The sequence below is a fragment of the Nocardioides imazamoxiresistens genome, assembly GCF_032378595.1.
Classification (GTDB): Bacteria; Actinomycetota; Actinomycetes; order Propionibacteriales; family Nocardioidaceae; genus Nocardioides; species Nocardioides imazamoxiresistens.
Window position 1 is genome coordinate 341,933 of record NZ_JAVYII010000003.1, and the last position, 25,220, is coordinate 367,152.

25 protein-coding genes are annotated in these 25,220 nt (G+C 74.3%); 5 read left to right on the forward strand and 20 right to left on the reverse strand.

Annotated features, from left to right (window positions below; genetic code table 11):
* Positions 1-338 precede the first annotated feature (338 nt).
* The 15 genes from RDV89_RS08620 to RDV89_RS08690 all read right to left on the reverse strand — a co-directional run bounded on the left by RDV89_RS08620 (position 339) and on the right by RDV89_RS08690 (position 14,113).
* Positions 339-1,541, reverse strand: coding sequence for a hypothetical protein (locus RDV89_RS08620; RefSeq protein ID WP_315732555.1), 1,203 nt, complete (start codon positions 1,539-1,541; stop codon positions 339-341).
* Positions 1,542-2,004: 463 nt separating this feature from the next.
* Positions 2,005-2,892: a hypothetical protein gene (locus RDV89_RS08625; RefSeq protein ID WP_315732556.1), complete on the reverse strand. Its 888-nt coding sequence runs from the start codon at positions 2,890-2,892 to the stop codon at positions 2,005-2,007.
* Positions 2,889-3,524, reverse strand: a complete 636-nt coding sequence (locus RDV89_RS08630) for a flavoprotein (protein ID WP_315732557.1) — start codon at positions 3,522-3,524, stop codon at positions 2,889-2,891. The genes RDV89_RS08625 and RDV89_RS08630 overlap by 4 nt, the downstream gene beginning before the upstream one ends.
* On the reverse strand, positions 3,521-4,543 hold the full coding sequence (locus tag RDV89_RS08635; RefSeq protein WP_315732558.1) for an LLM class flavin-dependent oxidoreductase: 1,023 nt from the start codon (positions 4,541-4,543) through the stop codon (positions 3,521-3,523). Before RDV89_RS08635 ends, RDV89_RS08630 begins: the two co-directional genes overlap by 4 nt.
* A 22-nt stretch (positions 4,544-4,565) precedes the next feature.
* A complete protein-coding gene (locus RDV89_RS08640; protein ID WP_315732559.1) occupies positions 4,566-5,273 on the reverse strand; it encodes a response regulator in 708 nt (235 codons plus the stop codon).
* Positions 5,270-6,058, reverse strand: a complete 789-nt coding sequence (locus RDV89_RS08645; protein WP_315732561.1) for a class I SAM-dependent methyltransferase — start codon at positions 6,056-6,058, stop codon at positions 5,270-5,272. Before RDV89_RS08645 ends, RDV89_RS08640 begins: the two co-directional genes overlap by 4 nt.
* A 36-nt stretch (positions 6,059-6,094) precedes the next feature.
* Positions 6,095-7,120, reverse strand: a complete 1,026-nt coding sequence (locus RDV89_RS08650; RefSeq protein ID WP_315732563.1) for a T3SS effector HopA1 family protein — start codon at positions 7,118-7,120, stop codon at positions 6,095-6,097.
* Positions 7,117-8,280, reverse strand: a complete 1,164-nt coding sequence (lxmK, locus tag RDV89_RS08655) for a class V lanthionine synthetase subunit LxmK (RefSeq protein WP_315732564.1) — start codon at positions 8,278-8,280, stop codon at positions 7,117-7,119. Before lxmK ends, RDV89_RS08650 begins: the two co-directional genes overlap by 4 nt.
* Positions 8,281-8,457: 177 nt before the next feature.
* Entirely contained in the window at positions 8,458-9,186 is a 729-nt protein-coding gene (locus RDV89_RS08660) for a hypothetical protein (protein WP_315732565.1), read from the reverse strand.
* A 199-nt stretch (positions 9,187-9,385) separates the two neighbouring features.
* Positions 9,386-10,069 carry a response regulator gene (locus RDV89_RS08665; RefSeq protein WP_315732566.1) on the reverse strand — a complete coding sequence of 228 codons (684 nt, stop codon included), beginning with the start codon at positions 10,067-10,069 and terminating at the stop codon, positions 9,386-9,388.
* Complete coding sequence (locus RDV89_RS08670) at positions 10,066-11,379, reverse strand: sensor histidine kinase (RefSeq protein ID WP_315732567.1); 1,314 nt, start codon at positions 11,377-11,379, stop codon at positions 10,066-10,068. The genes RDV89_RS08665 and RDV89_RS08670 overlap by 4 nt, the downstream gene beginning before the upstream one ends.
* A 7-nt stretch (positions 11,380-11,386) precedes the next feature.
* A complete protein-coding gene (locus tag RDV89_RS08675) occupies positions 11,387-13,087 on the reverse strand; it encodes a DUF4135 domain-containing protein (RefSeq protein WP_315732568.1) in 1,701 nt (566 codons plus the stop codon).
* 21 nt (positions 13,088-13,108) lie between these two features.
* Positions 13,109-13,300 (reverse strand): hypothetical protein, encoded by a 192-nt coding sequence (locus RDV89_RS08680; RefSeq protein WP_315732569.1) that lies wholly within the window; start codon positions 13,298-13,300, stop codon positions 13,109-13,111.
* 91 nt (positions 13,301-13,391) lie between these two features.
* The gene (locus tag RDV89_RS08685) at positions 13,392-13,598 is read right to left on the reverse strand and encodes a hypothetical protein (protein ID WP_315732570.1); all 207 of its coding nucleotides are present in this window, start codon (positions 13,596-13,598) and stop codon (positions 13,392-13,394) included.
* Between the two features lie 146 nt (positions 13,599-13,744).
* A complete protein-coding gene (locus RDV89_RS08690) occupies positions 13,745-14,113 on the reverse strand; it encodes an ArsR/SmtB family transcription factor (protein ID WP_315732572.1) in 369 nt (122 codons plus the stop codon).
* A gap of 83 nt (positions 14,114-14,196) precedes the next feature.
* On the opposite strand from RDV89_RS08690, the gene arsB reads away from it, so the two are divergent.
* Positions 14,197-15,291: an ACR3 family arsenite efflux transporter gene (gene arsB, locus RDV89_RS08695; RefSeq protein ID WP_315732573.1), complete on the forward strand. Its 1,095-nt coding sequence runs from the start codon at positions 14,197-14,199 to the stop codon at positions 15,289-15,291.
* Positions 15,288-15,755 (forward strand): arsenate-mycothiol transferase ArsC, encoded by a 468-nt coding sequence (locus RDV89_RS08700; protein WP_315732575.1) that lies wholly within the window; start codon positions 15,288-15,290, stop codon positions 15,753-15,755. The genes arsB and RDV89_RS08700 overlap by 4 nt, the downstream gene beginning before the upstream one ends.
* On the opposite strand, the gene RDV89_RS08705 is transcribed toward RDV89_RS08700, so the two are convergent.
* Both RDV89_RS08705 and RDV89_RS08710 read right to left on the reverse strand, forming a co-directional pair.
* The gene (locus RDV89_RS08705) at positions 15,756-16,079 is read right to left on the reverse strand and encodes a GNAT family N-acetyltransferase (protein WP_315732577.1); all 324 of its coding nucleotides are present in this window, start codon (positions 16,077-16,079) and stop codon (positions 15,756-15,758) included.
* Between the two features lie 10 nt (positions 16,080-16,089).
* Positions 16,090-17,508 (reverse strand): aminotransferase-like domain-containing protein, encoded by a 1,419-nt coding sequence (locus RDV89_RS08710; protein ID WP_315732578.1) that lies wholly within the window; start codon positions 17,506-17,508, stop codon positions 16,090-16,092.
* Between RDV89_RS08710 and pdxS the strand changes: the two genes are divergently transcribed.
* From pdxS to RDV89_RS08725, 3 genes are all read left to right on the forward strand, one after another.
* Positions 17,507-18,430: a pyridoxal 5'-phosphate synthase lyase subunit PdxS gene (pdxS, locus tag RDV89_RS08715; RefSeq protein WP_315732579.1), complete on the forward strand. Its 924-nt coding sequence runs from the start codon at positions 17,507-17,509 to the stop codon at positions 18,428-18,430. The two genes, RDV89_RS08710 and pdxS, sit on opposite strands and share 2 nt — an antisense overlap.
* Before the next feature lie 25 nt (positions 18,431-18,455).
* A complete protein-coding gene (gene pdxT / locus RDV89_RS08720; RefSeq protein WP_315732580.1) occupies positions 18,456-19,028 on the forward strand; it encodes a pyridoxal 5'-phosphate synthase glutaminase subunit PdxT in 573 nt (190 codons plus the stop codon).
* Positions 19,029-19,102: 74 nt separating this feature from the next.
* Entirely contained in the window at positions 19,103-20,503 is a 1,401-nt protein-coding gene (locus RDV89_RS08725; RefSeq protein ID WP_315732581.1) for an NAD-dependent malic enzyme, read from the forward strand.
* An 18-nt stretch (positions 20,504-20,521) separates the two neighbouring features.
* On the opposite strand, the gene RDV89_RS08730 is transcribed toward RDV89_RS08725, so the two are convergent.
* From RDV89_RS08730 to RDV89_RS08740, 3 genes are read right to left on the reverse strand one after another with little or no spacing between them, the layout of a single operon-like run.
* Positions 20,522-21,427, reverse strand: coding sequence for a DMT family transporter (locus RDV89_RS08730; RefSeq protein ID WP_315732582.1), 906 nt, complete (start codon positions 21,425-21,427; stop codon positions 20,522-20,524).
* A gap of 13 nt (positions 21,428-21,440) precedes the next feature.
* Entirely contained in the window at positions 21,441-23,141 is a 1,701-nt protein-coding gene (locus RDV89_RS08735; protein ID WP_315732583.1) for a SpoIIE family protein phosphatase, read from the reverse strand.
* A 45-nt stretch (positions 23,142-23,186) separates the two neighbouring features.
* Complete coding sequence (locus RDV89_RS08740; protein ID WP_315732585.1) at positions 23,187-25,202, reverse strand: MMPL family transporter; 2,016 nt, start codon at positions 25,200-25,202, stop codon at positions 23,187-23,189.
* Positions 25,203-25,220: the final 18 nt, after the last annotated feature.

Below are 25,220 nucleotides of genomic sequence, written 5' to 3' on the forward strand. Positions count from 1 at the left end.
TGCCTCAGTTCGCAACCGGTCGTTTCTGGCCTGCGCCGGGCCTTGCCCCGGTGTGCGGCTCAGAACCGTGTCCCCAATTGGACCCAGTTCTGAGCCGCCGCAGATGATCGAGGGTTGTGAGCCGGGCGTTGAGGCGGAGACGTGGAGGCGTCGGAGACGCCGTGGCGGCCAACCAGCGCGTCGAGGTGCGCGCCGCTAGTCGGAGCCATGACGACGTCCCCCGTGGACGTGCCCACATTGCGTCGGGACTCACGCTCGCTGCGTTCAGTCAGCGGATGGGCGCTGTGATCGGCCGCCTTGCCGAGGGAGTTCCCAAGTCGGCCCACTTGTCAGGCGCGCTATCCACGCAGGTAGGTGTCGCTGATCTCATGAAGGGCTGGCGGTCCCCAGAGGTAGATGTCGATGGTGTTCGGGTCGTCGATGAACCACGCCAGCTGTACGACGCCGATATCGGTGTCCAATATGACCGCGTCTTCGTCCTCTTGCGGAGCGCGGGCAATAACCGCAAGCGCGGCTCTTCCTATGGGCCCGGCGAAGTCGCCGCGCAACTCTCGGCGGAGCATTGCGGCGAACCTCTTCCATTCGCTCCGGTCAAACGAACTGGACCATTCGGTCGCATCTTCCCCCAGCTCTAGGGCGACGGGCCGTGCGTCGAGTGCCTTCCTCAGCCGTCTAGCAGCTGAGGCGTGCGCGCGCTGCGTCTGCTGTTCGGACCGTTCGGCGAGCCAGCCCACCCACGGCATGACCTCGGTGCCTGGCGAGGCGTTCAAGTGATGCTGCACGCTGGGGAGAAACTCGTTGGGCCTGGCCCATTCGAACGCCGAAGGCGAGAACAACTCACGGACCGCGGTATCGAGCGGGCTCCCCGGTCGGCTGTCGGCGCCCCACGGGTCCGCCCCGGAACGGATGAGCACGCCAGCCCCGGGGAGAGCGTATGCGCCCGGAAGGGCGGTCAGTTCCGGGCGGAACGTCTTCAGAGCCGTGCCGAAATAGGTCAGCCAGAAGACACCTCGCAACGCGGTCTGTGGGTCCGAGTGCAGGTCTTGCGGTCGACGTTGAGGGTCGTTGGACACTACGTAGCCGTACGACGCGTCCATCGCCAGTGCGAGGTCCTCGAACAACCCGGCAAGGTCCTCGAGTGCGCCAGGCTCGTGGACAGTGTCTGCGTTCCACGAGTGCTCCACCTGATGGGGGAGGAGGCTGAACTCCCATTGACCGTCGTCGCAAGAGCCGATGAACCCTCCCCGGCCGCTGAAGAGGTTGAACTGCCCGAACTCGCAGGTGGACACATCAGAGCTCTTGCGTCGCTCGGTCAACCACTCAACCGGTAGGCCAGCCTTTTCGACGACGGCCTCCATGGACGGCCTCACGGCAATTCTCGCCGGGTCGCCTCCAACCTTGACCGGACGCAATCCCGGGTGCGCGTCGAAGGCCCGCGCCACGTCACGCGCTCGCGCGGGAGTCATGTCGGCGTAGGAACTGATTGTGAGTGCGACACCGAACACTGGGTGGTCCCTCCTGCGCAGGGTTCCGACGCTCAATGGCCGGATTGTGGCACGAGCGAGGAAGGGCAAGGACTCGGATCGGGCCCAGTGCCCCGACGCCGTAGGCGGGCCCGCAGTTTTGTTGGGTTCCAACAAGCTGGGTGACCGGCTCTCGATCGGTCGTTTCCGAGCCGATCGTCGGCGACCGTCTCGGTGCCCCCAGATCGCGGGTCAGAACTCATGACCAGAATCAACGGCTCACTAGTTCCCGAACCATAGCCCTTGTCGCGGAGGACGTAGCCTGTGCCGTTTTCGATGGCCTCGATGGCGACCTACCCGTGGCGGCGGCGGACGAGGTTCTGGAGGACCTCCGCCGTGCCGGCGCGAGCGGCGCGATCGGAGAGAACGCGGACGGTGGCGGCCTCACGGACCGTCGCGGTCCGCGTTTTCTCCAGCGCGGTCCGCGTTTTCTCGCAGGCGAGGTGGCGTCGGACGTCGAGCGAAGGGGCGACCGGCGCAGCTACGGCGCCATCCGGGCCAGCTCGGCGATGCGGGCGACGCGGCGGGGGAGCTGGTCGTCCCAGCCGACGTAGGCGGTGAAGTCGTGCAGGTGCACGACCCAGCGCAGCAGGGCGGCGCGGGCCAGCGCGTCGGGGTCCGGCGGCGGCGCGACGGCGGCGTACCGCTCCAGCACCGCCTGCGCGATCGGGTGCTCGTGCACGGGACGCGGCGCGGGCGCGTGGTCGGGGTCGTTGACGAGCTCGAGCAGCTCGCCGAGCAGCCAGCCGAGGTCCCACACCGGGGGCGCGCTCGCGACCTCGTCGGTCACGAGCACGACCGTGCGGGCACCGTCGGGGTGCGGGTAGAGCGCACCCAGCCCGGGTGCCCCGAGGGAGTACGCCCGCGGCGCGCCCACCAGGTCGTCGGCCCAGGCCCGCAGGTCCGGACGCAGGCCGTGCTCGTCGAGCAGCTCCCGCAGCCGCCGCGACTCCGCGGTCGGGGTCGCGGCCCCGGACAGCCAGCGCCGCAGCCGGCGCAGGCCCGAGGGCGCGGGGCGGGCGGGCGCCTCCAGGCGGGCGGCGTGGGCGAGGGCGGCACCGACCGGCGCCACCATCCGCAGCACCGCGGAGCCCGGCACGCCGCCGAGCAGCAGCGCCGCCGCGGACAGCGGCCCGGGCACGACGTGCCCGCCGTCGGCGTCCGGCAGGCTCCACGCCACCTCGGTCGACGTCACGGGCAGCGCCCGCGGCGGGGCCGCGAGCACGTCGGCGCGCAGGCTGCCGGGCGTACGCACCACGCGGTGCACGTCGCCCACGCAGGTCGTGACGGTCTCGACGTACCCCGTCGCCGTCCGGCGCAGCTCCTCGATCTCGGTGGGGGCCTCGACGACGGGCCCGACGGCGCTCACGACTCCTCGCGGCCGCGCAGCTCCTGGCCGAGCACGCCGAGCGCCAGCGAGAACTGGGCGGGCGGCAGGGCGTCCTGGCGGCCGGTGGTGACGCTGCGACCGCGCCCGGGCGGCAGCAGGACGACGTCGGTGCGCTCCTTCAGCGCCGCCTCGTGGCGCTGGTACGCCGGGGCGTCGAGCGTGCCGGGCGGCAGGGCGGGGCACACGACCTTGGGGGCCGACGAGGTCTGCAGCGCCAGCTGCGCCGGGGTGTCGGCCAGGCCGGTGGCGATCCGACCGAGGTAGGAGAACGTGCAGGGGTGCACGAGGAACCCGTCGGCCCACTCGGCCAGCTCGACGTGCGGAGCGTGGTCGACGGCCTCGTCGCCGGGCCACGCGTCGCTCTCGACCGGCCGCCCGAGCAGCGCGGAGACCGCGGTCGGGCTGACCATCGTGGTCGCGGTGCGGGTCAGCAGCACCCGCAGCTCGGGGTGCGTGTCGGCGCCGGAGAGGTAGGTCAGCCAGTACGGCAGGTAGGCGGCCGACAGCGACCCCGTGACGACCAGCGCCACACGCCTCCCGTCCAGCCCGTGCATGGCGTCGGCGAGCTGGGCCTCGAAGGTCTCGGCGCTCGGGGCGCCCGGGCCGCTCATGCCAGCGCCCGTGCGATCTCGTCGAGGTCGCGCAGCGCCTCGAGACCGCCCTGCGTGAGGTACACGCCGCCGGGGTTGATGAGGATCTCGTCGACGCCGGCGTCGCGGTAGTCGCGCAGCCGCTCGGCGATCTCCTCGGGCGTGCCGTAGACGTAGAGCCCCTGGTCGACGATCTCGCGCGCGTTGTGCTCGCGGTCGCCGATCCGGACGTCGAAACCGGCCTTGGTCAGCGCGTCGCCGTAGTGCGGCGCCGCGAGGTGGTTGCCCAGCCCGGCCAGCGCCAGCTCGACGGGGTCGCGGCCCGGGCGGGCCACGGCGACGTTGACGACGGTGGCCAGGCGCGGCACGACGTCGCGGCCCCGGGCACCGTGCGCCAGGGCGGGCAGCAGCTGGTCGCGGCAGTACGACGCCGGGGTCAGCCAGGAGATGCCGAGGTCGGCGACCTCGCCCGCCAGCTCGGTCATCCGGGGGCGCAGCACCCCGAGGGCCAGCTCGACCTCGGCCGGCAGCTCGGCGGGCAGCGCGGCGTGCACGGAGAAGTACCGGCCGTCGAGCTCCACCCGACCGCCGTCGAGCAGCTGCCGCACCACGGAGGCGTACTCGCGCACGTAGGTCAGGGGGCTCGCGGGCCACGAGCCCGTCATGGCCTCGTTGAAGTGCCGCGAGCCGAGCCCGAGGCCGGCCACGTAGGACTGCCCGGAGAAGAGCGCGAGCTCGCGGGCGTGCAGCGCGGCCGTGAAGGGGTGGCGCAGCGCCATCAGGGTCACCGCCGTGCCGAGCGGGGTGCGGCAGCCGTCGGCGACCAGGCGGGCGAACGTCGTGTGCGGCTCGAAGACCGCCGACTGGCCGCAGTAGAGCCGGCGCATCCCGGACAGCTCCACGAACGAGGCGAAGGTCTTCAGCTCGACCGGGTCCACCGGCGTCGCCGGGAACATCACCGAGCAGTCGGAGACCCGGACGCGGCCGGCGTCGCCGTCCGCCTGCGGAGCGGTCGTGGGCGGGTGCTGGAGCGTCGTCATCTCGGTTCCTCTCGTGGGTGGGTCAGGCGGTGATGCCGTGCATCTCGCCGGGGCGGACGACGCCGCTCTCGTAGGCGAGGGAGACGGCCTGCACGCGGTCGCGCACGCCCGTCTTGGTGAGGATGTGCGAGACGTGGGTCTTCGCGGTGGACTCGCTGACCACCAGCTCGGCGGCGATCTCGGCGTTCGAGAGCCCCCGGGCGATGAGGCCTAGCACGTCGCGCTCGCGGGCGGTCAGCGTGTCGACCAGGCGGGGCTGGAACGCCCCGCCCGTGGTGCGCGAGGTGAAGTGCGTCAGCACGGTGGCCGTCACGTCCGGCGACATGAGCGACCCGCCGGCGTCGACCGCGCGGATGGCCTCGACGAGCGCCTCGCCGTCGCTGACCTTGAGGACGTACCCGCTGGCGCCGGCCTGCAGCGCCGGGAACACGGTGGCCTCGTCGTCGAAGGTGGTCAGCACGATGACCCGGCACTCCGAGGCGGCCACGATCCGGCGGGTGGCCTCGATGCCGTCGAAGTCGCCCGGCATCTGGATGTCCATCAGCACGACGTCGGGCTGCAGCTCCGCGGCGGCGGCCAGCGCCGAGGGACCGTCGGAGGCGTGCCCGACGACGCGCATGTCGTCCTCGTGCTCCACGATCATCGCCACGCCGCGGCGCACGAGGTCCTGGTCGTCGACCAGCAGCACGCGCACCGGGTCCTCCGGGCCGCGGCGGCACGGGCCGGTCACGACCGGTCCCGTCCGGCGACGCGGTAGCGCGACACGTGGCGCACGCTGGCGGCCGTGTGCGGCGTGCCCGCGTAGTCCTCGGAGCGCTCGACCAGCTCGAGGCCGGCGAGGCGGGCCATCAGGTCCAGCTCGGAGGGGAACGCGTAGCGCACGATCTCCTTGACCGTCTCGAACCGCGCGCCCTCGCCGATCGTGGTGTGGCTGACGACGATGATCTGGAAGGTGCGGTCGACGACCGTCGTGTCGATCATCAGCGACCCGTCGGGGAACGGGTGCGTGTCGGTGCGCGCGCCCTCGAGCGCGTGGTAGTCCTTCGGGTCGAACGCCTCGACCACGACGTGGCCGTCGTCGGCGACCTGCTCGCGCATCAGCTGCATGGTGCGCAGCTGCGCGGCCTGGGTGCGGCCCACGAAGAAGGTGGACAGCGGCACGTAGACGACGTCGTACGTCCGCCCCGTGCTCTCGGCGGTGAAGTCGAGCAGCTGCGTCTCGACGCCCGAGTCCGGGTGCCGCTCGTGCAGCGTGTCGAGCATCTTCTGCGAGGCGTCGACGCCGGTCACCTGCACGCCGGCGGCCGCCGTGTGCACGGCGACGCGGCCCGTGCCGACGCCCAGCTCGAGCGCCGTGCCACCGGGGCCGGCGAGGCGGCCGACGTACTCGCCCGCCATCTGCGCGTCGGGGCTCGGCGGGTACATGAAGTCGTACACGGCGGCCAGGCCGTCGCCGTAGACGTTCTCCCCGAAGGCGTTCTCGGGGCTGCGGGTCTCTGCGGTCTCTGCGGTCACGGTCGGGTCCTCTCTCGTGGTGGTCCGGGGCGGGTGTCAGGCGGCTGCGTCCGCGGCGGACGCGGGCGCGTTGAAGGCGGGCGTCGCGGGCAGCACGCCCGCGCGGTCGCACTCCTCGGCGAAGATCGCGGCCAGGTCGCTCGCCGGGTCGGCGGCGTCGGCGCGGCGCACGACGGCGGTCGCGGCGATGCTGGCGCGGTGCTCGCCGAAGCTGAGCTCGCGGTACTGCGGCCGCGGGTCGGCCGGGTCGTCGGCGATCGCGACGCCCGGGGCGAGGCGCTCGGCGAACAGGGACGTGTCGTCCGCGATCCTCGGCAGGCCGGCGACGGCCTCGGCGACGACGCCGGCGAGGTCCGCGGCGGCGGCCGGCAGGTAGACGACGATCGCGTCGCGGCGTGGGTAGCCGTCGCGGTGCGACAGGGTCTTGGTGCGGTACGGCGCGTCCACCGCGTTGAGCGCCGTCATCGCGCGGCGCCATGCCGTCGCGGCGGCGTCGTGGTCGACGGCGTGCACGTAGACGCGCCGCAGGCCGTCGGCGGCCCGCGGCATGCCCAGCGGCCCGTCCACCATGAAGAAGCCGTGGGAGAGGGCGGGGCGGCCCGCGGGCAGGTCGAGGACGCGCACCTCGCCGACCTCCCAGCCCGCGGGGACGACGGCGGCGGGGACACGGACGCGCACGTCGCCGAGGTCGACGACGGCGTCGCCGGTGCTGCCCGGGTCGGCACTCGGGTCGGCGCCGTCGGCCGGGTCGAGGTGGCGCACCAGCCGGGCCGCGCGGGGCGAGGTGGGGTGCGGGATCGCGGCGGCGAGCACCTGCTCGACGTCGTGCTCGCGCAGCACCCGGCCGAGGTCCTTCTCCTCGGCGCGGCCGGCGTGCAGCACCTCGTAGAGCACGGCCACCAGGTGGGCGCGCAGGTCGCGGGGGCTGCCGCCGGGCACGTCGCGCGTCCCGACGCGGGCGGTCCAGGTCGCGGTGTCGATCGCGACCTCGTCCAGCGCTGCGAGGAGCGCGGCGGGCGGGGTGACGGGCGGAGCGAGGGGCGGGGCGGTGAGGGTGCTCATGCGGCGGCCTTTCGCTGGTCGGAGTGGTCGGGCAGGCCGAGCGCCGGGGCTGCGGCGCGCGGCGCGAGCAGGGCCTGGCGCCCGATGCCGGCGGCCGCCCAGTGCAGGGCGGAGACCCGCGAGGTGTGCTCGGCGACCGCGATGAGGCGGTCGAACATGTGCCAGCCCGCGAAGCGGGTGACGCGGTCGACGAACGCGGGGTCGTCGACCCAGGCGGCGTCGGGTCCGCAGGAGGTGCGGTACGCCTCGAAGAAGCGCTGGATGACCGGGCGGCGACGGTCGAGGGCGGCGGCGCCGTTGGCGACGACCTCGTCGTGGGTGAGCTCGAGGTCGGCCACGGCGGCGACGGCGTCCTGCTCGCCGACCAGGTCGAGGGTCGCCCGGTGCAGCCACTCGCCGACCATCGAGCCGACGTCGCGGGCCGGGTCGCCGAGGCGGAACTCCTCGAGGTCGATGAGGCGCAGCCGGCCCTCGCGGTCCAGCAGGAACTGGTCGAGGCGCACGTCGCCGTGGATCGCGACCGGGTGCTGCTCCACGGCGTACGCCTCGTCCGCGCGCAGCGCGCGCAGGGTGCCGGCGGCGTCCGGGTCGTTCTGGAGGCGGTTCCAGATCCGCAGGCACGGGGCCGTGAGGTTCTGGTAGCTCTCCCAGGTCAGGTGGTCCAGCGGCTGGATCGGGGGCAGCCGCGGCGCCTCGGCGCGCGGCGGCACACCCGCGGGGTCGAGGGCGTGGACCGCCGCGAGCAGCCGACCGAGGTCCTCGGCGAAGTCCTCCGGATCGCGGGTCCCGGCGTCCCCCTCGTCGGCGTCCGCGTCGTCCTTCGGCTGGCGGCCGAGCTCGGCGAGGCTGGTGGAGCCGGGGAGTGCGACGTACGCCAGGAAGCCCAGGTCGGCGTCCGAGGCCAGCAGCGGCGCGGTGCCCAGCGTGCGCTGGATGGCGGGGTCCTCGCGGCGCAGCTCCTCGAACGCGACGCACGCGGCGTGGCGCTCGGCGGCGTCCCGCGACCCCGTCGCGATGCGCTTGACGAAGACCGGGGTGTCGGTGGTCGTGACGACCAGGAAGTTGGCGTTGCGGCCGTTGAGCTCCTTCGCCGTCTCCGGACGGTGGCGGCCGAGGCCCTGGGCCTCGAGGAAGTCGTCGAGCCGGGGATCGATGCGCATGGGTCCTCGCCTTCGGGTTCGCGACGAGCCGCTCGGTGGCGGCCGGTGATGTCGTCAACCCTCGCCCGGCGGGACCGTGCGGCGCATCGGGCGGGCGACGGAACCTGGGCCGCGCCCTGCCCCCCGCCCGGCGGAGGGGCGCAGGGGTGCGATCTCCCCCGCGAGGGGGAGGCGGTCCTACGCGTCCGCGAGCGCCCAGCAGTGCTCGACGAGGCGCTTGGCGATCTCGAGGTCGAGCCCCGCGTCGGCGGGGTCGGTGCGCGCGGCGGAGCGGCCGGCGACGCGCAGGGCCGCTGCGCGGTAGACGTCGAGGTCGGCGGCGGGTTCGGGGCCGCCGGTGATGCCGCGGTAGCCGGTGAGGAAGGCGGTGAGCAGACGCTGGTACGCCGCCGGGTCGCGGCCCTCGCCCCGCGAGCGGTGGGTGAGCTCCACGAGGTCGCCGACCACGCCGCCCACGTCCACCGAGGGGTCCGCGGTGGCCAGTCCGCCGGGGGCGGGCACGACGAGGGCGGGGGAGCCGTCGTCGGCCGACTCGACCAGGACGCCGTCGAGCCCGAGGCGGCCGTGCGCGACGGCCCCACCCTCGGCGAGCCGGGCGGCCCACTCGTGCAGCGAGGTCCAGTGCAGGCGGTCGATGGGATCGCCGTCGGTGCCCCCGAGGCGCTCCTCGAGCAGCACCCGGACCTCCTCGAGGAGGGTGACGGGGCCGTCGCCGGCGGGCGCCTGCGCGGGCCGGTCCGGGTTGTCGTGGATGCCGCGCAACCACCGGCCCAGGTGCCACAGGTGTTCCACGCCCTCGCGCGCCTCCCAGCCGTGGGAGGGGTCGGGCCAGATCAGCTGCTCCACGCTCGGGGCGGACAGCGGCGCCCGTGCCACCAGGCGTACGGGCTCGGGACCCTGCGTCATCGCGGTCCTCCTCGCCCTCGGTGCCGGTGTCGTCGATGTGGTCGGTGCCCTCCCCCGACACCGGTCGACGAGGCCGGGGGAGGGGCTCGTCACGACTGTAGGGCGGCGCAGGGCGCGCCCACATGGGCCGCAGGGCGGATCTTCGCGCCTCCCCCGCACGCGGGAGGGAGGCGGACCGGACGGACCGGAGTGGCGGTCCTCAGGCCTCGTCGACGAGGCCGCTCTCGTGGGCGAAGACGGCGGCCTGCACGCGGTCGCGCAGGGCGAGCTTGGCCAGGCACGCCGACACGTGGGACTTGACCGTGGCCTCGCCGACGACGAGGTGCGCCGCGATCTCGGCGTTCGACATGGCCCGCGCGACCAGCACCAGCACCTCGCGCTCGCGCTCCGTCAGCTGGGCGATCATCCGCGCCTGCTCGGGATCCCGCGCCGGGCGGCGGGCCCCCGCGCCGACGCCGCGGTCGATGATCTGGGTGGTGACCTCGGGCGCCAGGATGGCGTGCCCGTCGGCGACCGTGTGGATGGCGCGGACGATGTCGTCGGGGTCCGCGTTCTTCAGCATGAAGCCGCTGGCTCCGGCCTGGAGCGCCTCGAAGACGTAGTCCTCCTCGCCGAACGTGGTCAGGATGACCACCTTCGCGCAGTGCTCGGCGACGATCCGGCGGGTCGCCTCGATCCCGTCGAGCACGGGCATCTGCACGTCCATCAGCACGACGTCGGGCTGCAGCGCCGCGGTCAGGCGTACGGCCTCCTCGCCGTTCTCAGCCTCCCCGACGACCTCCAGACCCTCCTCGTCGCCGAAGATCCGGCTGAAGCCGGTGCGGACCAGGTGCTGGTCGTCGACCAGCAGCACCCGCAGCGGCTGGCGTCCCCCGAGATTCATCGCTCCCCCTCCGACCACGTCAACGTCGCGTCCACCACGAACCCCCCGTCGGGGCCCGTCGAGGTGGTGACCGTGCCCCCGTGCAGCGCGGCCCGTTCCTGCATCCCCACGATCCCGACCGAGCTCCCGCTCGTGCCGCCCCGCGGGCGGCCGTTGTCGGCGACCCGCACCTCCGCGCGCGAGGGGGTGTCGTCGGTGCGCACCGCCACCGTGACCTGCACGCGGTCCGCCGTCGAGTGCCGGGTCACGTTGGTGACCGACTCCTTGACGATCCGGTCGAGCGCGAGCCCCACGGCGGCAGGCACCCGGTCGGTGTCGCCGCACAGCTCCAGCTCGACGTCCAGGTCGAGCGTGTCGAACCCGGCGACCGTCGAGCGCAGCGCCCGGTCCACCGGGTGCGGGCCGCTGTCGCCCGCCTTCGTCGTCGTCTCGTTCATCCGCAGCGCCTCCAGCAGGCGGCGCAGGTCCACGGTCGCGTCGCGCGCCGACCCCTCGACCTGCAGCATCGCGGTCGTCGCCTCCTCCGGGTCGCGGGTCAGCTTGCGCCGAGCCACCCCGGAGTGGATGCCGATCACCGCGAGGTGGTGGCCCACGACGTCGTGCAGCTCGCGAGCCACCCGTAGCCGCTCCTCTCCCAACGCCTTCTCCCGCAGCTGCTCGCCCTGCTCGGCGATCGTGCGCGCCAGCCCGCGCGCCTCGGCCTCGCGCTGGGCGCTCCACCAGTTCAGCGAGCCGCCGAGCAGCGCGGCGGCCAGGAAGACGGCCGTCGAGAGCAGGATCTGGAGCACCGCGGCCTCGGTCGCGTCGAACCAGCCGAGCTGCGGCAGCAGGCCCAGCGTCTCGAGCCCGTCGCGGGCGGTCAGGTCGTAGACGATCCAGCCGAGGACGACGGCGACGAAGACCGCGGTGGCGCCGACGAGCCTGCGGCGGTCGCGCGCCCAGGCGATGGCGGTGAACAGCGCGAAGAAGTAGTAGACCTGCGCGGCGAAGACCGGCGAGAGCGTCGGCTCCCACAGGGCCGTGAAGGAGAGGTGGGCGGCGGCGAAGAGGGCCACCGTGATCGGCATCAGCCGGCGGACCACCAGGGAGACGGCGGGCAGCGCGATCCACACCCACTGCGCGGTGCGCGAGACCTCGACCTCGGCCAGGCTGCCGAGGCTGCGGGCGGTCTCCAGGGACAGGACCGCGCACACGCCGTAGACCGCGGCGACGAGCACGTCGCCGGCGACGACGCGACGCACCGGGACGGGACGCACCCAGTCGGCGTCGATCCCGAAGAACCGGCGGACGCCGCCCGGCAGCGCGCTCACGACGCCCTCACCATGCCGACAGACTTCCCCGCACCTGCTCCGCCTCCCTCTCGACGTCCTCGACGCTCAGCCCGCGGACCGCGCGTACGCACTGCTCCAGGGGAGCGGCGACGGCGCGCGCGCCGGTGGTCCCTCCCCGACCGTCCAGGACGGTCGTACCCCGCAGCGGGACGGAGAAACTGGGCAGGTCCCCGTCGGTCAGCTGGAGCACCTCCGAGTCGAGCAGCGCGGGCGGCGTGCGGGGGGCGAGGACGGCGAGGCGGGCCAGCGCCCGGTGTCGGTCGCGGTGGGTGGCGAACGCCGGGTGCGTGGCCATCCGCAGCACCTGGGCGTACGACATCGTCGGCCGGTGGATGTACCGGACCTCCCCGGACTCGAAGCAGCGCTCGATCGCCGCGGCCACGGCCTCGCGGTCGGCCAGCACCCCGTCGACCGCCTGCTCGTACGCCGACGCGAGCGCCTCCGCGGCCCGCAGGTCCCGCTCGACGCCGGCCGGCACGGGGCTCTCGGCCTCGACGCGCACCGGCGTCATCTCGAGGCGCATGTCGTCGCGTCCGGGGTTCACGGCGCGCCAGCTGCTGTACGGCGAGCGGCCACCGGCCCGGTAGCCCAGGGCGCCCGGGTCGAGCAGGTCGGCGGTCCCCTCGGCTCCCTCGACGCCCTCGGCCACCTCCCGGCGCAGCGAGAGCATCCCGGTCGCCACGACGCCCAGCAGGCCCTCGGCGGGGCGGTCGGTGCCCACGAGGGCGGGGGTGAACAGCGACTCGGCGTCGATGACGACCGGCAGACCGCTGGGGTCGGGCACGAGGTTCTCGTAGTGCATGTCCGTGGCGCGCAGGAGGTGCAGCGCTGCGAGCAGGGTGCCCGCGGTGCGCAGGTAGTCGGGGTGGCTGCGGGAGCGGTCGGACGCGACGAACTCCACCCACCCCCGACGCCCCGAGGTCCACGACGCCGGGGCCGGCAGGGGTACGCCCGTCCGCTCGCCGAACCAGCCGGTGAACCGGGCGAAGCCCTGCTCGACGGCGAGCGAGCGGGGCTTGGTGACGACCCGGGCGCCGGAGGCCAGCTCGAGGATCGCGACGGCGGCGCCGCCGCCATGGGTGTCCCCGGCCCCGGGGGACAGGTCGACGACGCGGTCGCGGGCGTCCAGGCCGGGCAGCGTGCGCGTCAGCGCGTCCCACTCGCGGGTGGTCGCGCCCAGCGCCTCGACGAGCGCGGTGGTGCGCAGGCGGGTGACGTGGCGCAGCCAGGCGACCAGGTCGGGCAGGTCGTCGGCGAGCGCGGCGCGACCCTGCGGCGAGGCAGCGTGGTCGACGAAGTCGGCGAAGCGCTCCTCGGGCGTCGTCCCGCGCAGCCGGCCCTCGCGGCGCTCGGCGTCGAGGCGGCGCAGGAGGAACCGGGCGCCGAGCGTGGTGGCCTGCCGCACGGCGTGGGTGCGGATGCGCGCCGAGACCCGGTCGGGGGCGCCGAGGGGCAGCGCCCGCAGGTCGGCGTCGGTGCGGTCCAGGACGTCGGCGACCAGCGGTGCCACGACGTCGCCGAAGATCGTGCCGCGGGCCGCGTCGGCGTGGTCGCCGGCGGGTGCGTGGACGTCGAACGGCTCCCCGTCCGCGCCGACACCCTCCGTGAGGGTGTCGACCCAGTCGAGGAGCCGTGCGAGCTCCGGTGCGTCCAGCTCGGGGAAGATCGTCGCGAGAGCACCGCCCATGGGGCTCACTCTAGGGACGGGTCACATGGTCGGGAGGTACTCCTCGTCGGCGCTCACCGTCAGGCAGTGCACGGTCGAGAGCCCGGGCATCCCGGTCAGCACCGCGACCTCCTGGCCGATCTGCTGCTGGGCCAGCTCGGCCCCGAGGTCACCGGCCACGTCCAGGGAGTCGAGCACGTCGAGGTCTGCGGGCCGGGTGAGCGTTGCGGTCATGTCGTGTACCTCCGAGAGCAGTGCCGAGATGGGTGGGGTGAGCGGTGCTGCGGGTGCTGGGTGCTGGGGGTGCTGCGCGTGCTGGGGGAGCTCAGGCGCGGGCCGGGTCCTTGCGGGCGCGGTCGGCCTTCGTCCAGATGCGGGCGACCACGACGCCGAGCGCCGGGCCGATCGCGAGGCTTGGGACCCCGAGGGGGTCGTTGTCGAACACGATGCCGAGCGCTACGCCGATGCCGACGCAGATGGCGAGCTTCATCATGTCGAAGGTCTTCTCGGACCTCTGCGGCCTCGTTGCCATGTCGTGCCTCCGTCCGTCCGGTGAAGTGGTCTCAACCTAGGACGGCGCGAGGGTGGCCCGCATCGGCCGCGCAGCGGAACCGCTCCTCCCCCGTGAGGGGGAGACGGGGGCGGCGCGAGGTGGAGCGGCGGTCGGGACCCGCTTCGTCAGAGCACGTCGCGCGCGGCCGCCGTCGCACCGTCGACGGGCCAGTAGTAGACCCACGTGCCGCGGCGCTCGCAGTCGATGAGCCCCGCCTCGCGGAGCTTGCGCAGGTGGTGCGACACGGTCGGTTGGGAGACGCCGACGTCGTCGATGTCGCAGACGCACACCGCATCGACGGCGGCCGCGATCCGGGAGTACAGACGGAGCCGCACGGGGTCGGCCAGGGCCTTCAGCACCGCGGCGGTGGCGACGGCCTGCTGCTCGCTCAGCCCGGCCGTCCGCGCTCCGTCGGACGGGCAGCAGGCGGCCGAGGTCTGACCGAGCCCGGGGGCCCCGGCGGGTCCGGAGGGGGCGGGGGTCGCGATGGCCATGCTGCCATATTGACAGACGTCGAACCAGTGCGCCACGGTTCTGCATCGACGGACATCGAACCAAGTGGGCGGAGGGGCGTGCGATGAGCGGGCAGCAGGTGCAGAGCCGTGCCGACGAGGGGCGCGTGGCCGCTCGGCTCTCGCTCCTCGACCGCTTCCTGCCCGTCTGGATCGTGGCGTCGATGGCCCTCGGGCTGGCGCTGGGGCGGCTGGTGCCCGGCATCGACGAGGTGCTGGAGGCGGTCGAGATCGGCTCCGTGTCGCTGCCGATCGCCATCGGGCTGCTGCTGATGATGTACCCGGTGCTGGCGAAGGTCCGCTACTCCGAGACCTCTCGCGTCACCTCCGACCGCCGGCTCCTGGTCGCGTCGCTGGCGCTGAACTGGCTGCTCGGTCCGGCGCTCATGTTCACCCTCGCCTGGCTGCTGCTGCCGGACCTGCCCGAGTACCGCACCGGCCTGATCATCGTCGGCCTCGCGCGCTGCATCGCGATGGTCCTGATCTGGAACGACCTCGCGTGCGGAGACCGGGAGGCGGCCGCGGTGCTGGTCGCGCTCAACTCCGTCTTCCAGATCGTCGCCTTCGCCGCGCTCGGCTGGTTCTACCTCCAGACCCTCCCCGGCTGGCTCGGCCTGGCCACCACCTCGGCGGAGTTCTCCATCGGCGCCATCACGATCAGCGTCCTGGTCTTCCTGGGCATCCCGCTGGCCGCAGGCTTCCTCACCCGGCTCGTCGGCGAACGCACCCGGGGCCGCGAGTGGTACGAGCAGCGGTTCCTGCCGCGCATCGGCCCCGTGGCCCTCTACGGCCTGCTGTTCACCATCGTGGTGCTGTTCGCGCTCCAGGGCGAGGCCATCACCTCGCAGCCGTGGGACGTCGCCCGCATCGCGCTGCCGCTGCTGGCGTACTTCCTGCTCATGTTCGCGGTCTCGTGGGTGGTCGGGTCGCGCCTGCGGCTGGGCTACGCGAAGACGTCCACGCTCGCCTTCACCGCCGCCGGCAACAACTTCGAGCTGGCCATCGCGGTGGCGATCGGCACCTTCGGCGCCGCCTCGGGCCAGGCCCTCGCCGGTGTCGTCGGCCCGCTCATCGAGGTGCCGGTCCTCGTCGCCCTCGTCCATGTCGCGCTGCGACTGCGCGACCGCAGCCCCACCGCCGCAGGAGGAACCCCGTCGTGACCACCCCGCCCCGGAGCGCCGCCCCGGCCGGCCACGTCCCGCAGGTCGTCTTCGCCTGCCGCGCCAACGGCGGCCGCTCGGTCGCCTCGCGCCTGCTCACCGAGCACTACGCCGGCGGCCGCGTGGTCGCCGTGTCGGCGGGCACCGAGCCCGGCGAGCACGTCCACCCCGAGGTCGCCCGCGTCCTCGAGTCCCTCGGTCTCGACACCTCGCGCGAGTCCCCGACGCTGCTCACCGCCGAGACCATCGCGGCCAGCGACCTGACGATCACGCAGGGCTGCGGCGAGAACTGCCCCTACGTCCCCGGCGCCCGCTACCGCGACTGGCCCCTCGACGACCCGAAGGGCAGGGACGAGACCGAGGTGCGCCGCATCGTCGCGGACATCGACGCCCGTGTGCGCGAGCTCCTCGTCGAGCTCGTGCCCGACATCGAGCTGCCCGACAGTCTGGTGCAGCGGGCCTGATCAGCCCTCCAGGTCGAACTCGGCGCGCCGCTCGGCGGGCACGAGGTCGAGGTGCTCGGGGTGCTTGCGGACGTAGCCGGAGAAGAACGGGCAGTAGGGCAGCAGCGCGCGCCCGCCCGCGCGCAGGTCCTCGAGGACGCCGACGGCGAGCTGCTTGGCGAGCCCGCGCCCGGCGTACGCGTCGTCGATCTCGGTGTGCGTGACGGCGACGGTGCGGCCCTGGTCGCGCAGGCGGTACTCCGCGAAGCCCGCGAGGGCCCCGTCGACGTGGATCTCGAAGCGGGACGCGTCGGTGGCGTCGGTGACGGTGATGGCCTCGGTCATGGTGGAGAACCTACGCCGCGGCGTGGTCGCCGAGGGCCTGTGCCAGCAGGCGGGCGGCCCGCGGGTACGCCGACGGGTCGCTGCCCGCGAAGCTGAGCCGCACGTGGGGCGCGGCGTCCTCGGCGGGGTACCACGCCGAACCGGGCGCGACGACCAGCCCGAGCCGCTCGCAGTCGTCGACGAGGCGGGCGACGTCGGTGCCGCGCGGCAGCCGGGCCCACAGGTTCAGCCCGCCGGCCGGCACGTGCTCGACGGAGACCTGCGGCGCGTGCTCGCGCAGCGAGGCGACGAGCAGGTCGCGCCGCGAGCGCAGCTGCTCGCGCAGACCTCGCAGGTGGGTGCGCCAGCCCGGGTCGGTGACCACCTCGAGCGCGGCGGACTGCAGGAGGCCGCTGACGTACATCCCCTCCGCGGCCCGGTCGGCCAGGATGCGGTCGCGCACGGGGCCGCGGGCGATCGCGGCGGCCACCCGCAGCGCCGGCGAGACGCTCTTGGTCAGGGAGCGGACGTAGATGACGTGGCCCGCCTCGTCGAGCGCCGCGACCGGGCTCGCGCTCGTGGTGATCCCGAAGTCGTGGGCCCAGTCGTCCTCGACGAGGAAGGCGCCGTGACCGCGCACGACCTCCAGCACGGCGCGCTGCAGCTCCGGCGGCCACTGCGCGCCGGTCGGGTTGGCGTAGCTGGGCTGGGCGTAGAACAGCCGCGCCCCGGTCTCCTCGAACGCGCGCGCGAGCTCGTCGGGGTCGACGCCGTGGGGGCCCGTGGGCACGGGCACCAGGCGTACGCCCGCGGTGCGCGCGGCCACGATCGCTCCCCAGTAGGTCGGCGACTCGACGAGCAGCGGGCGGCCCGCGCCGATCAGCGAGCGGAAGATCGAGCCGAGCCCGCTCTGGCTGCCCGGCAGCACGACCACGTCGCTCGCGGCGACCGGGCTGACGCCGACCGGCGTCGCGGCCCCGAGCTCGCGCGCGAACCACGACTGCAGTGCCGGCAGGCCGGAGGCGGGCGCCCGACCCAGGGCGGCGTCGCCGCGGGCGGCGCGGCCGAGCGCGGCGCGTACCAACCGCTCGGGCAGCAGGTCGCGGTCGGGGTAGCCGGAGTGCAGGCTGATCACGTCGTTGGGGAGGTGGCGCAGCGGGGGCGACGGGGGCGGCAGCGGGCGCGTCTCCGCCGAGCGCAGCGCCGCGGTCTGCCAGCCGTGGTCGACGGGCCGGGCGGTCCGCACCGCGCGGACGAACGTCCCGACCCCCGGTCTCGTCTCCACCAGGCCCTCGGCGTCCAGGGCGCGCAGCGCCTGCTGCACCGTCACCGGGCTGACCTGGTGCTCCGCCACGAGCGAGCGGGTGGACGGCAGCCGTGCGCCCGGGGCCGCGGTCGCCACCCAGGCGCGGAGGTCGGCCGCGATCCGAGCACTGCTACTGTCGTGCATGGAGAACAACGATAGCGCTATCGCCCCGAACGGCCGACCGGTATCGACCGGCACCACCCGCGTCAAGCGCGGCATGGCGGAGATGCTCAAGGGCGGCGTGATCATGGACGTCGTCACGCCCGACCAGGCCAGGATCGCCGAGGACGCCGGCGCGGTAGCGGTGATGGCGCTCGAGCGGGTGCCCGCCGACATCCGCGCCCAGGGCGGGGTCTCGCGGATGAGCGATCCCGACATGATCGACGGCATCGTCGCCGCGGTCTCGATCCCCGTGATGGCCAAGGCCCGCATCGGCCACCTCGTCGAGGCACAGGTGCTGCAGAGCCTCGGCGTGGACTACGTGGACGAGTCCGAGGTGCTGACGCCCGCCGACTACGCCCACCACATCGACAAGTGGGCCTTCACGGTCCCGTTCGTGTGCGGGGCGACCAACCTGGGCGAGGCGCTGCGGCGCATCGGCGAGGGCGCGGCGATGATCCGCTCGAAGGGCGAGGCCGGCACGGGCGACGTCTCGAACGCGGTGACGCACCTGCGCACCATCCGCGCCGAGGTGCGCCGTCTTGGCGGTCTGGCGCCGGACGAGCTCTACGTCGCGGCCAAGGAGCTGCAGGCCCCGTACGACCTCGTCGCCGAGGTCGCCCGCACCGGCGCCCTGCCCGTCGTGCTGTTCAGCGCGGGCGGCGTCGCGACGCCGGCCGACGCGGCGCTGATGATGCAGCTCGGCGCCCAGGGCGTGTTCGTCGGGTCCGGCATCTTCAAGTCGGGTGACCCGGCGCGGCGCGCGGCCGCGATCGTCCGCGCCACCACCTTCTTCGACGACCCCGACGAGATCGCCGCGGCCTCCCGCGGGCTGGGCGAGGCGATGGTGGGGATCAACGTGGACGACCTCCCCGTCTCCCACCGGCTCGCCGAGCGCGGCTGGTGAGGGCTGGCCGTCGAGGGGCTGACCGGTGAGGGTCGGCGTCCTCGCCCTGCAGGGCGACGTCCGCGAGCACCTCGCGGTCCTCTCCGGGCTCGGCGTCGAGGCGTCGCGCGTGCGGCGCGTCGCCGAGCTCGACCGGTGCGACGCCCTGGTGCTGCCGGGCGGCGAGTCCACGACGATCGCCCGGCAGGCCGGGCTCGTGGGACTGCTCGAGCCGCTGCGCGTGCGGATCGCAGCCGGGCTGCCGGTGCTCGGCACGTGCGCCGGGATGGTGCTGCTCGCCGACCGGCTCCTCGACGGGGCGCCCGGCCAGCCGACGCTGGGCGGCCTCGACGTGACGGTGCGCCGCAACGCGTTCGGCCGGCAGGTCGACTCGTTCGAGACGGACCTCGCGGTGGCGGGCCTGGCGGATCCCGTGCACGCCGTGTTCATCCGGGCGCCGTGGGTCGAGGAGGTCGGCCCGGGCGTCGAGGTGCTGGCGACGGCCGCGGGCCACCCGGTCGCGGTACGCCGCGGCGCGGTGCTCGCGACCGCGTTCCACCCCGAGGTCGACGGGGACGGGAGGATCCACGAGCTGTTCCTGCAGGGCGTACCGGTGTGACGGCGGTGACGTTTCGGTCGTTGCGGTCGGAGGTGACTTGCCCGTAACCACGGGGGCGCAGGAGGCTGCTGCCCATGGCAGCCACCACGCCCCCGACCACGTCGTCGTACTCCATCACCATGCGCCTGCACACGACGCCGGACAACAGCCACATCGGCACGGTGGCGACGGCGATCTCGGAGGCCGGCGGCATCGTCACCGCGATCGACATCGCCGAGTCGCGCCACGACCGCGTGACCCTCGACGTCACCTGCTCGGCGCGCAACTCCGACCACTCCCACCAGCTGGTCGAGGCGGTCAACGCGCTCGAGGGCGTCGCGGTGCACAAGGTCTCCGACCGCACCTTCCTGCTCCACCTCGGCGGCAAGATCGAGGTCTCCTCGAAGGTCGCGCTGCGCACCCGTGACGACCTGTCGATGGCGTACACCCCCGGCGTCGGCCGCGTGTCGAAGGCGCTGGCGGAGAACCCCGAGGACGTGCCGCGCCTGACGATCAAGGGCAACTCGGTCGCGGTCGTGACCGACGGCTCCGCGGTCCTGGGCCTCGGCAACATCGGCCCCGGCGCGGCGCTGCCCGTCATGGAGGGCAAGGCGGCGCTGTTCAAGCGCTTCGCCGACATCGACGCGTGGCCGATCTGCCTGGCCACCCAGGACACCGACGAGATCGTCAAGGCCGTCGAGATGATCGCCCCCGGCTTCGGCGGCATCAACCTCGAGGACATCTCCGCGCCCCGCTGCTTCGAGATCGAGGCCCGCCTGCGCGAGAAGCTCGACATCCCCGTCTTCCACGACGACCAGCACGGCACGGCCATCGTCGTGCTCGCCGCGCTGACCAACGCGCTGCGCGTCGTCGACAAGAAGCTCGAGACCGTCAAGGTCGTCGTCTCCGGCGCCGGCGCCGCGGGCACCGCGATCGTGGGCCTGCTGCTCGCGGCCGGCGTCAGCGACATCGTGGTCTCCGACAAGGTCGGCTGCCTCGTCGGCGACGACGAGACCCTCCCGCCGGCGCAGCTCGACCTCGCCCGCCGCACCAACCCGCGCAAGGTCCGCGGCACGCTGCAGGACGCGCTGGTCGGCGCCGACGTCTTCATCGGCGTCTCGGCCCCCAACATCCTCAAGGCCGAGTGGATCCCGGCGATGGGCCGCGACCCGGTCGTCTTCGCGCTGGCGAACCCCGACCCGGAGATCGACCCCAACGTGGCGGGGCAGTACGCCAAGGTCGTCGCCTCGGGCCGCTCGGACTACCCGAACCAGATCAACAACGTGCTCGCCTTCCCCGGCGTGTTCCGCGGCCTGCTCGACGCCCGCGCCACCGAGGTCACCCAGGAGGCGCTGCTGCGCGCCGCCGAGGCGATCGCCCTCGTGGTCAGCGACGAGGAGCTCAACCCGAGCTTCATCATCCCGAGCGTCTTCGACCCCGCCGTCCCGAAGGCCGTCGCCGCGGCCATCGCGGGCGAGGAGCACACGAAGATCTGAGGCCGACGCCGCGCGGGGTCACAGGCCGACGGCCGTGACCCCGGCGGCGACGACGGCCGCGGCGGCGAGCCGCGGCGCGAGGCGCCCCTCGCGCAGCAGGACGCAGGCGCCCACCGCGCCGATCACGACGCTGGTCGCACGCAGCGGCGCGACGACGGAGAGCGGCGCCATCGTCATCGCGAACAGCACCAGCAGGTAGGACGTCGGCACCAGCAGCCCGACACCGACCACGGCGAGCGGGGTGGTGCGGACGACCTCCCGCACGCGGCGGGCGCGCCCCGCGCCGCTCACGGCGAGCAGCACGAGCAGCTGCACCAGGCCGGTGACGAGGTAGTACGCGACGGGGTCGGCGCCCCGGTCGCCCACGGCGTGGGCGTCCCACACCGTGTAGGCCGCGACGGCCGTCCCGACGACGAGGCCGCCGACCAGACCCGCCCCCGCGCTCCCGACCGCCGGTCCGGCCGAGCCGGCGTCCCCCGGGCCCACCGGCGCCGATCGCTGCTCCTCGGCGGCCGCGACGGCGACCCCGGTGAGCACCAGCCCCACCCCGGCCGCGTGCACGCCCGTGACGGCCTCCGAGAACAGGACCCAGCCGGCGACGACCGCGAGCAGGGGCCCGACACCGCGGGCGACGGGGTAGACGACGCCGACGTCGCCGTGGCGGTAGGCGACCTGCAGCGAGAGGGCGTACGCGGTGTGCAGCAGGCCGGAGACCGCCCCCAGGACGAGGGCGCCCCGCAGGTCGGCGAGCGCGGTGCCGCCGGCCGCGAGCCGCACGATCGCGAGCGGCGCGCACGCGGCGAGCGCGACCAGGGTGGCGGCGAGCAGGAACCCCCGCGGGTCGGTGCGGCCGGCGACGGCCAGCAGGTTCCAGGCCGCGTGGGCGCAGGAGCCGACCAGGACCAGCACGACCGCGAGGGTCACGGCCGCGCGTTCCTCACTGCGGCGGCGCCGTGCGCAGCGCCAGCATCGCCACGTCGTCGTCCTCGTACGGGGCGAGCGCGGCGAGCACGTGGTCGCACAGCGCCTCGGGCGCCAGGTCGGTGCGGCCGGCGACCGCGGCGCGGACCCGGTCGATGCCCTCGTCGAGCAGCTGCTTGCGGCGCTCGACCAGCCCGTCGGTGTACATCAGCAGCGTCGAACCGGGAGCGAGCAGGACCTCGTGGTCGGTGCGGTGCAGCCGGTGGTCCATCCCGAGCAGCGGGTCGGAGCCCTCGAGCGTCGTGACGCTGCCGTCGGGCAGGAGCAGGACGGGGGGCGGGTGCCCGGCGCTCGACCAGCGCAGCCGGTGCCCACCCTCCTCGGCGTGGAGCGTCGCCAGCACGCAGGTGGTGACGGTGCCGACGCGGAAGGCGTACGTCGCCGCGTCGAGGTGCTCGAGGACCTGGGCGGGGCCCGGCAGGTCCGGGTCGTCGAGGACGCCGGGCCCGGTCGCGGCCTGGTGCGCGATGCCCCGGGTCAGGTTCCGCACCTGCGCCATGACCCCGGCAGCGTGGCGGTCGTGGCCGGCGACGTCGCCCACCGCGACCATCAGCCGGCCGCCGGGCAGGCAGAACGCGTCGTGCCAGTCGCCGCCCACCTGCTCCCGGCTCGCCGCGGGCTCGTAGCGCACGGCCAGCTCCACGCCGTCGAGGTCCGTGGCCGCGACCGGAGAGGTCAGCAGCGAGCGCTGCAGCTCCAGGGACATCGCCCGGTCGCCGGCCGCCTGGTCGCGCTCGCGCTGCAGCGCCCCGATCCGGGCGAACGCCTGGGTGAGGGTGTGCGCGACCAGCCGCAGGAACTGGCGGTACGCGACGTCGAGGCCGATCGACGGGCTGACCTCGCAGATGACGACCGCCTGGTCGGTCGGCGCGAGCGGTCCCCGCACCGGCTCGACGTCGCCCAGGTGCGGCCCGGCCAGGGACTGCCACGCCACCAGGCCCGTGGGCCCGGCGGTGGCCGCGGGGTGGGCGGAGCGGTCGAACCAGAGCCCGGGCCGCTCGGGGTCGTAGCCCTCGGGCCGGTCGCGCTGGGCGTCGCTCGGCGTGACGCCCGGCAGGCGGATGTCGACGACCGGCAGCTCGGGCACGCGGTCGCGCAGCAGCCTCAGCGCGGTCCGGCTGAGCTCCTCGAGGTCCTGGACGTCGGCGAGCGCCTCCGCGAGCTCGCCGAGGACCTGGAGCCGACGCCGCACCCGCACCTGGTCCGTCGTCTCGACCGAGATCTCGAGGACGCCCGCGATGCGTCCGTCCTCGGCCACGACGGGCGAGTGCGAGGCGCTGAAGAAGCTCTCCTCGAGGAAGCCGCGTCGGTCCAGCGGGATGGCCGCGTCCTGGAGCGACGAGCTCTCGCCGGCGCTCATCGCGCGCTGGACGAGCGGACCCACCGCGCCCCACGCCTCGGGGAAGACGGCGGGGGCCGGGCGGCCCAGGGCGGCGGGGTGCTTCGCGCCGACCCGCGCCGCGTACGCCTCGTTGTAGAGCAGCACCAGCTCCTCGCCCCAGACCAGCGAGGCGGGGAAGCGGGTGCGCAGCACGAGGTCGAGCGTCGAGCGCAGCAACGGCGACCAGGCGTCACGCGGGCCCAGCGGGGTGGCAGCCCAGTCGACCTGGTCGTAGTGCGTCGCGATCGGGCGTCGCGGGGCGCGGTCCCTCTCCACGCGGGAGATTCTAGGAGCCGCGCCCCGCGACGGGCGGGCCATGCGTCAGGCCGTGCGCCGGGGCCACCAGAAGCGGTCACCCAGGATCCGGATGATCGCCGGCACCACCACGGTGCGCACCAGCAGCGTGTCGAGCAGGACGCCGATGCAGATCACGACGCCGAGCTGGGCGAGCACCACGAGCGGCAGCACGCCGAGCACCGCGAAGACCGCGGCGAGCAGGATGCCGGCGCTGGTGATCACGCCGCCCGTCGCGCCGAGCGCCCGCAGCACCCCCTCGCGGATCCCGTGCGAGCGCGCCTCCTCGCGGGTCCGGGTGACGAGGAAGATGTTGTAGTCGATGCCCAGCGCCACCAGGAACAGGAAGGCGAACAGCGGCACGTTCCCGGCGAGGTTCTCGAACCCGAGGAGCCCGGTGAAGATCCACCAGGACACGCCGAGCGCGGCGGCGTACGTCGCGACCACCGTCGCCCCCAGGATCAGCGGGGCGAGCACGGAGCGCAGCAGCAGCCCGAGCACCAGCAGGACGAGCCCCAGGATCATCGGCAGGATGACCAGCCGGTCGCGGGCGTTGGCGTCGGTCTCGTCGAGCGCGTCGGCACCCGCGCCGCCGACGTGGGTGTCGGGATAGGTGGCGAGCGCGGAGCGCAGGTCCTCGACCGCGCGGTCGCCCGCGGCGCTGCCCGGCGTGGAGTCGAGGGTGACGTCGATCTGCGTGACGCCCCCGCCCTCGGCGCTCGGGCGGGCGGAGACGATGCCGGGCACGTCCTCGACGGCCGCGAGCACCTCGTCGGGGTCGGCGCGGGTGAGCACCTGGGTGGGCTCGGCCGTGCCGGCGGGGAAGGACTCGCCGATCCGCTCGCTCGCGGTGATCGCCTCGGGGGTGTCGAGGAACTGCTCGGCGGTGTCGAGGCCGGCCGAGATCTGCGTGGTGCCCGCCGCCATCGCGGCGAGCAGGACGGTCGACCCGGCGACATACGCCCAGGGCTTGCGCGCCACGGCGTCACCGACGCGGCGCCACGCCGAGCGGGTGTCCACGAGGGCGGCGTCGCCGTGGTGGGGGACCTTCGGCCAGAAGATCCAGCGGCCGAACCCGACGAGGGCGGCGGGCAGCACGACGAGCACGAACGCGGCCGCCACGAGGATGCCGACGCCGCAGGCGAGGCCGAGGCCGCGGGTGGTCGGGGTGAGGGAGAGCAGCAGGGTGAGCACGCCGGCGACGACGGTGAAGGCGCTGGTCAGCACGGCCTCGGCGGTGTGCCGCAGCGCGACCGCCATCGCCTCGCGGCGGTCCTCCCGGGTCCTCAGCTCGTCGCGGTAGCGACTGATGAGGAGCAGGGCGTAGTTCGACCCCGCTCCGAAGACCAGCACCGAGAGGATGCCGATGGTCGACTCGTCCCAGGCGACGTCGAAGAAGGCGAGCACGTGGGTGGCCAGCACGGCGGCGAGCCGGTCGGCCACGCCGACCACGGTGAGCGGCACGACCCACAGCACGGGGCTGCGGTAGGTGATCACGAGCAGCAGCGCGACGACGATCGCGGTGACCGCGAGGAGGCGGAAGTTGGCGCCCTCGAACACGGCGGCCAGGTCGGCCTCGATGCCCGCGGGGCCGGTCACCTGCGCCTCGACGCCGTCCGGCACGTCACTCGCGAGCCGGTCGCGCAGCTCGGTGACCTGCTCGCCCACCTCCGTCGCCGACGACGCGTCGACGGGCACGACCGCGATCGCGGCGGTGTCGTCCTCGGCGACCTGCAGCGTGGGAGCGCCACCGGTCAGCTCGCTCGTGAGCTGTTCGAGGGCGCCCTGCTCGTCGGCGATGCTGTCGGCGGTGAAGAGGACGACCGCCACGCTCCCGTCGCTCTCGGGCAGCTCCTCGGCGAGCTCGGCGGCGTACGTGCTGTCCAGGCCGGCCGGCAGGCCGTCCAGGGGGGTGCGCTCACGCTCGCCCTCGCCGACGAGACCGATCAGCAGGCCGGCGAGGAGGAGGGGCAGCAGGGCGACGAGCCATGCCGTGCGTCGTCCGACGACGATGGCACGGAATCCGGCCGATGCCTGGACCATGGGGACTCCTGGGTGTCA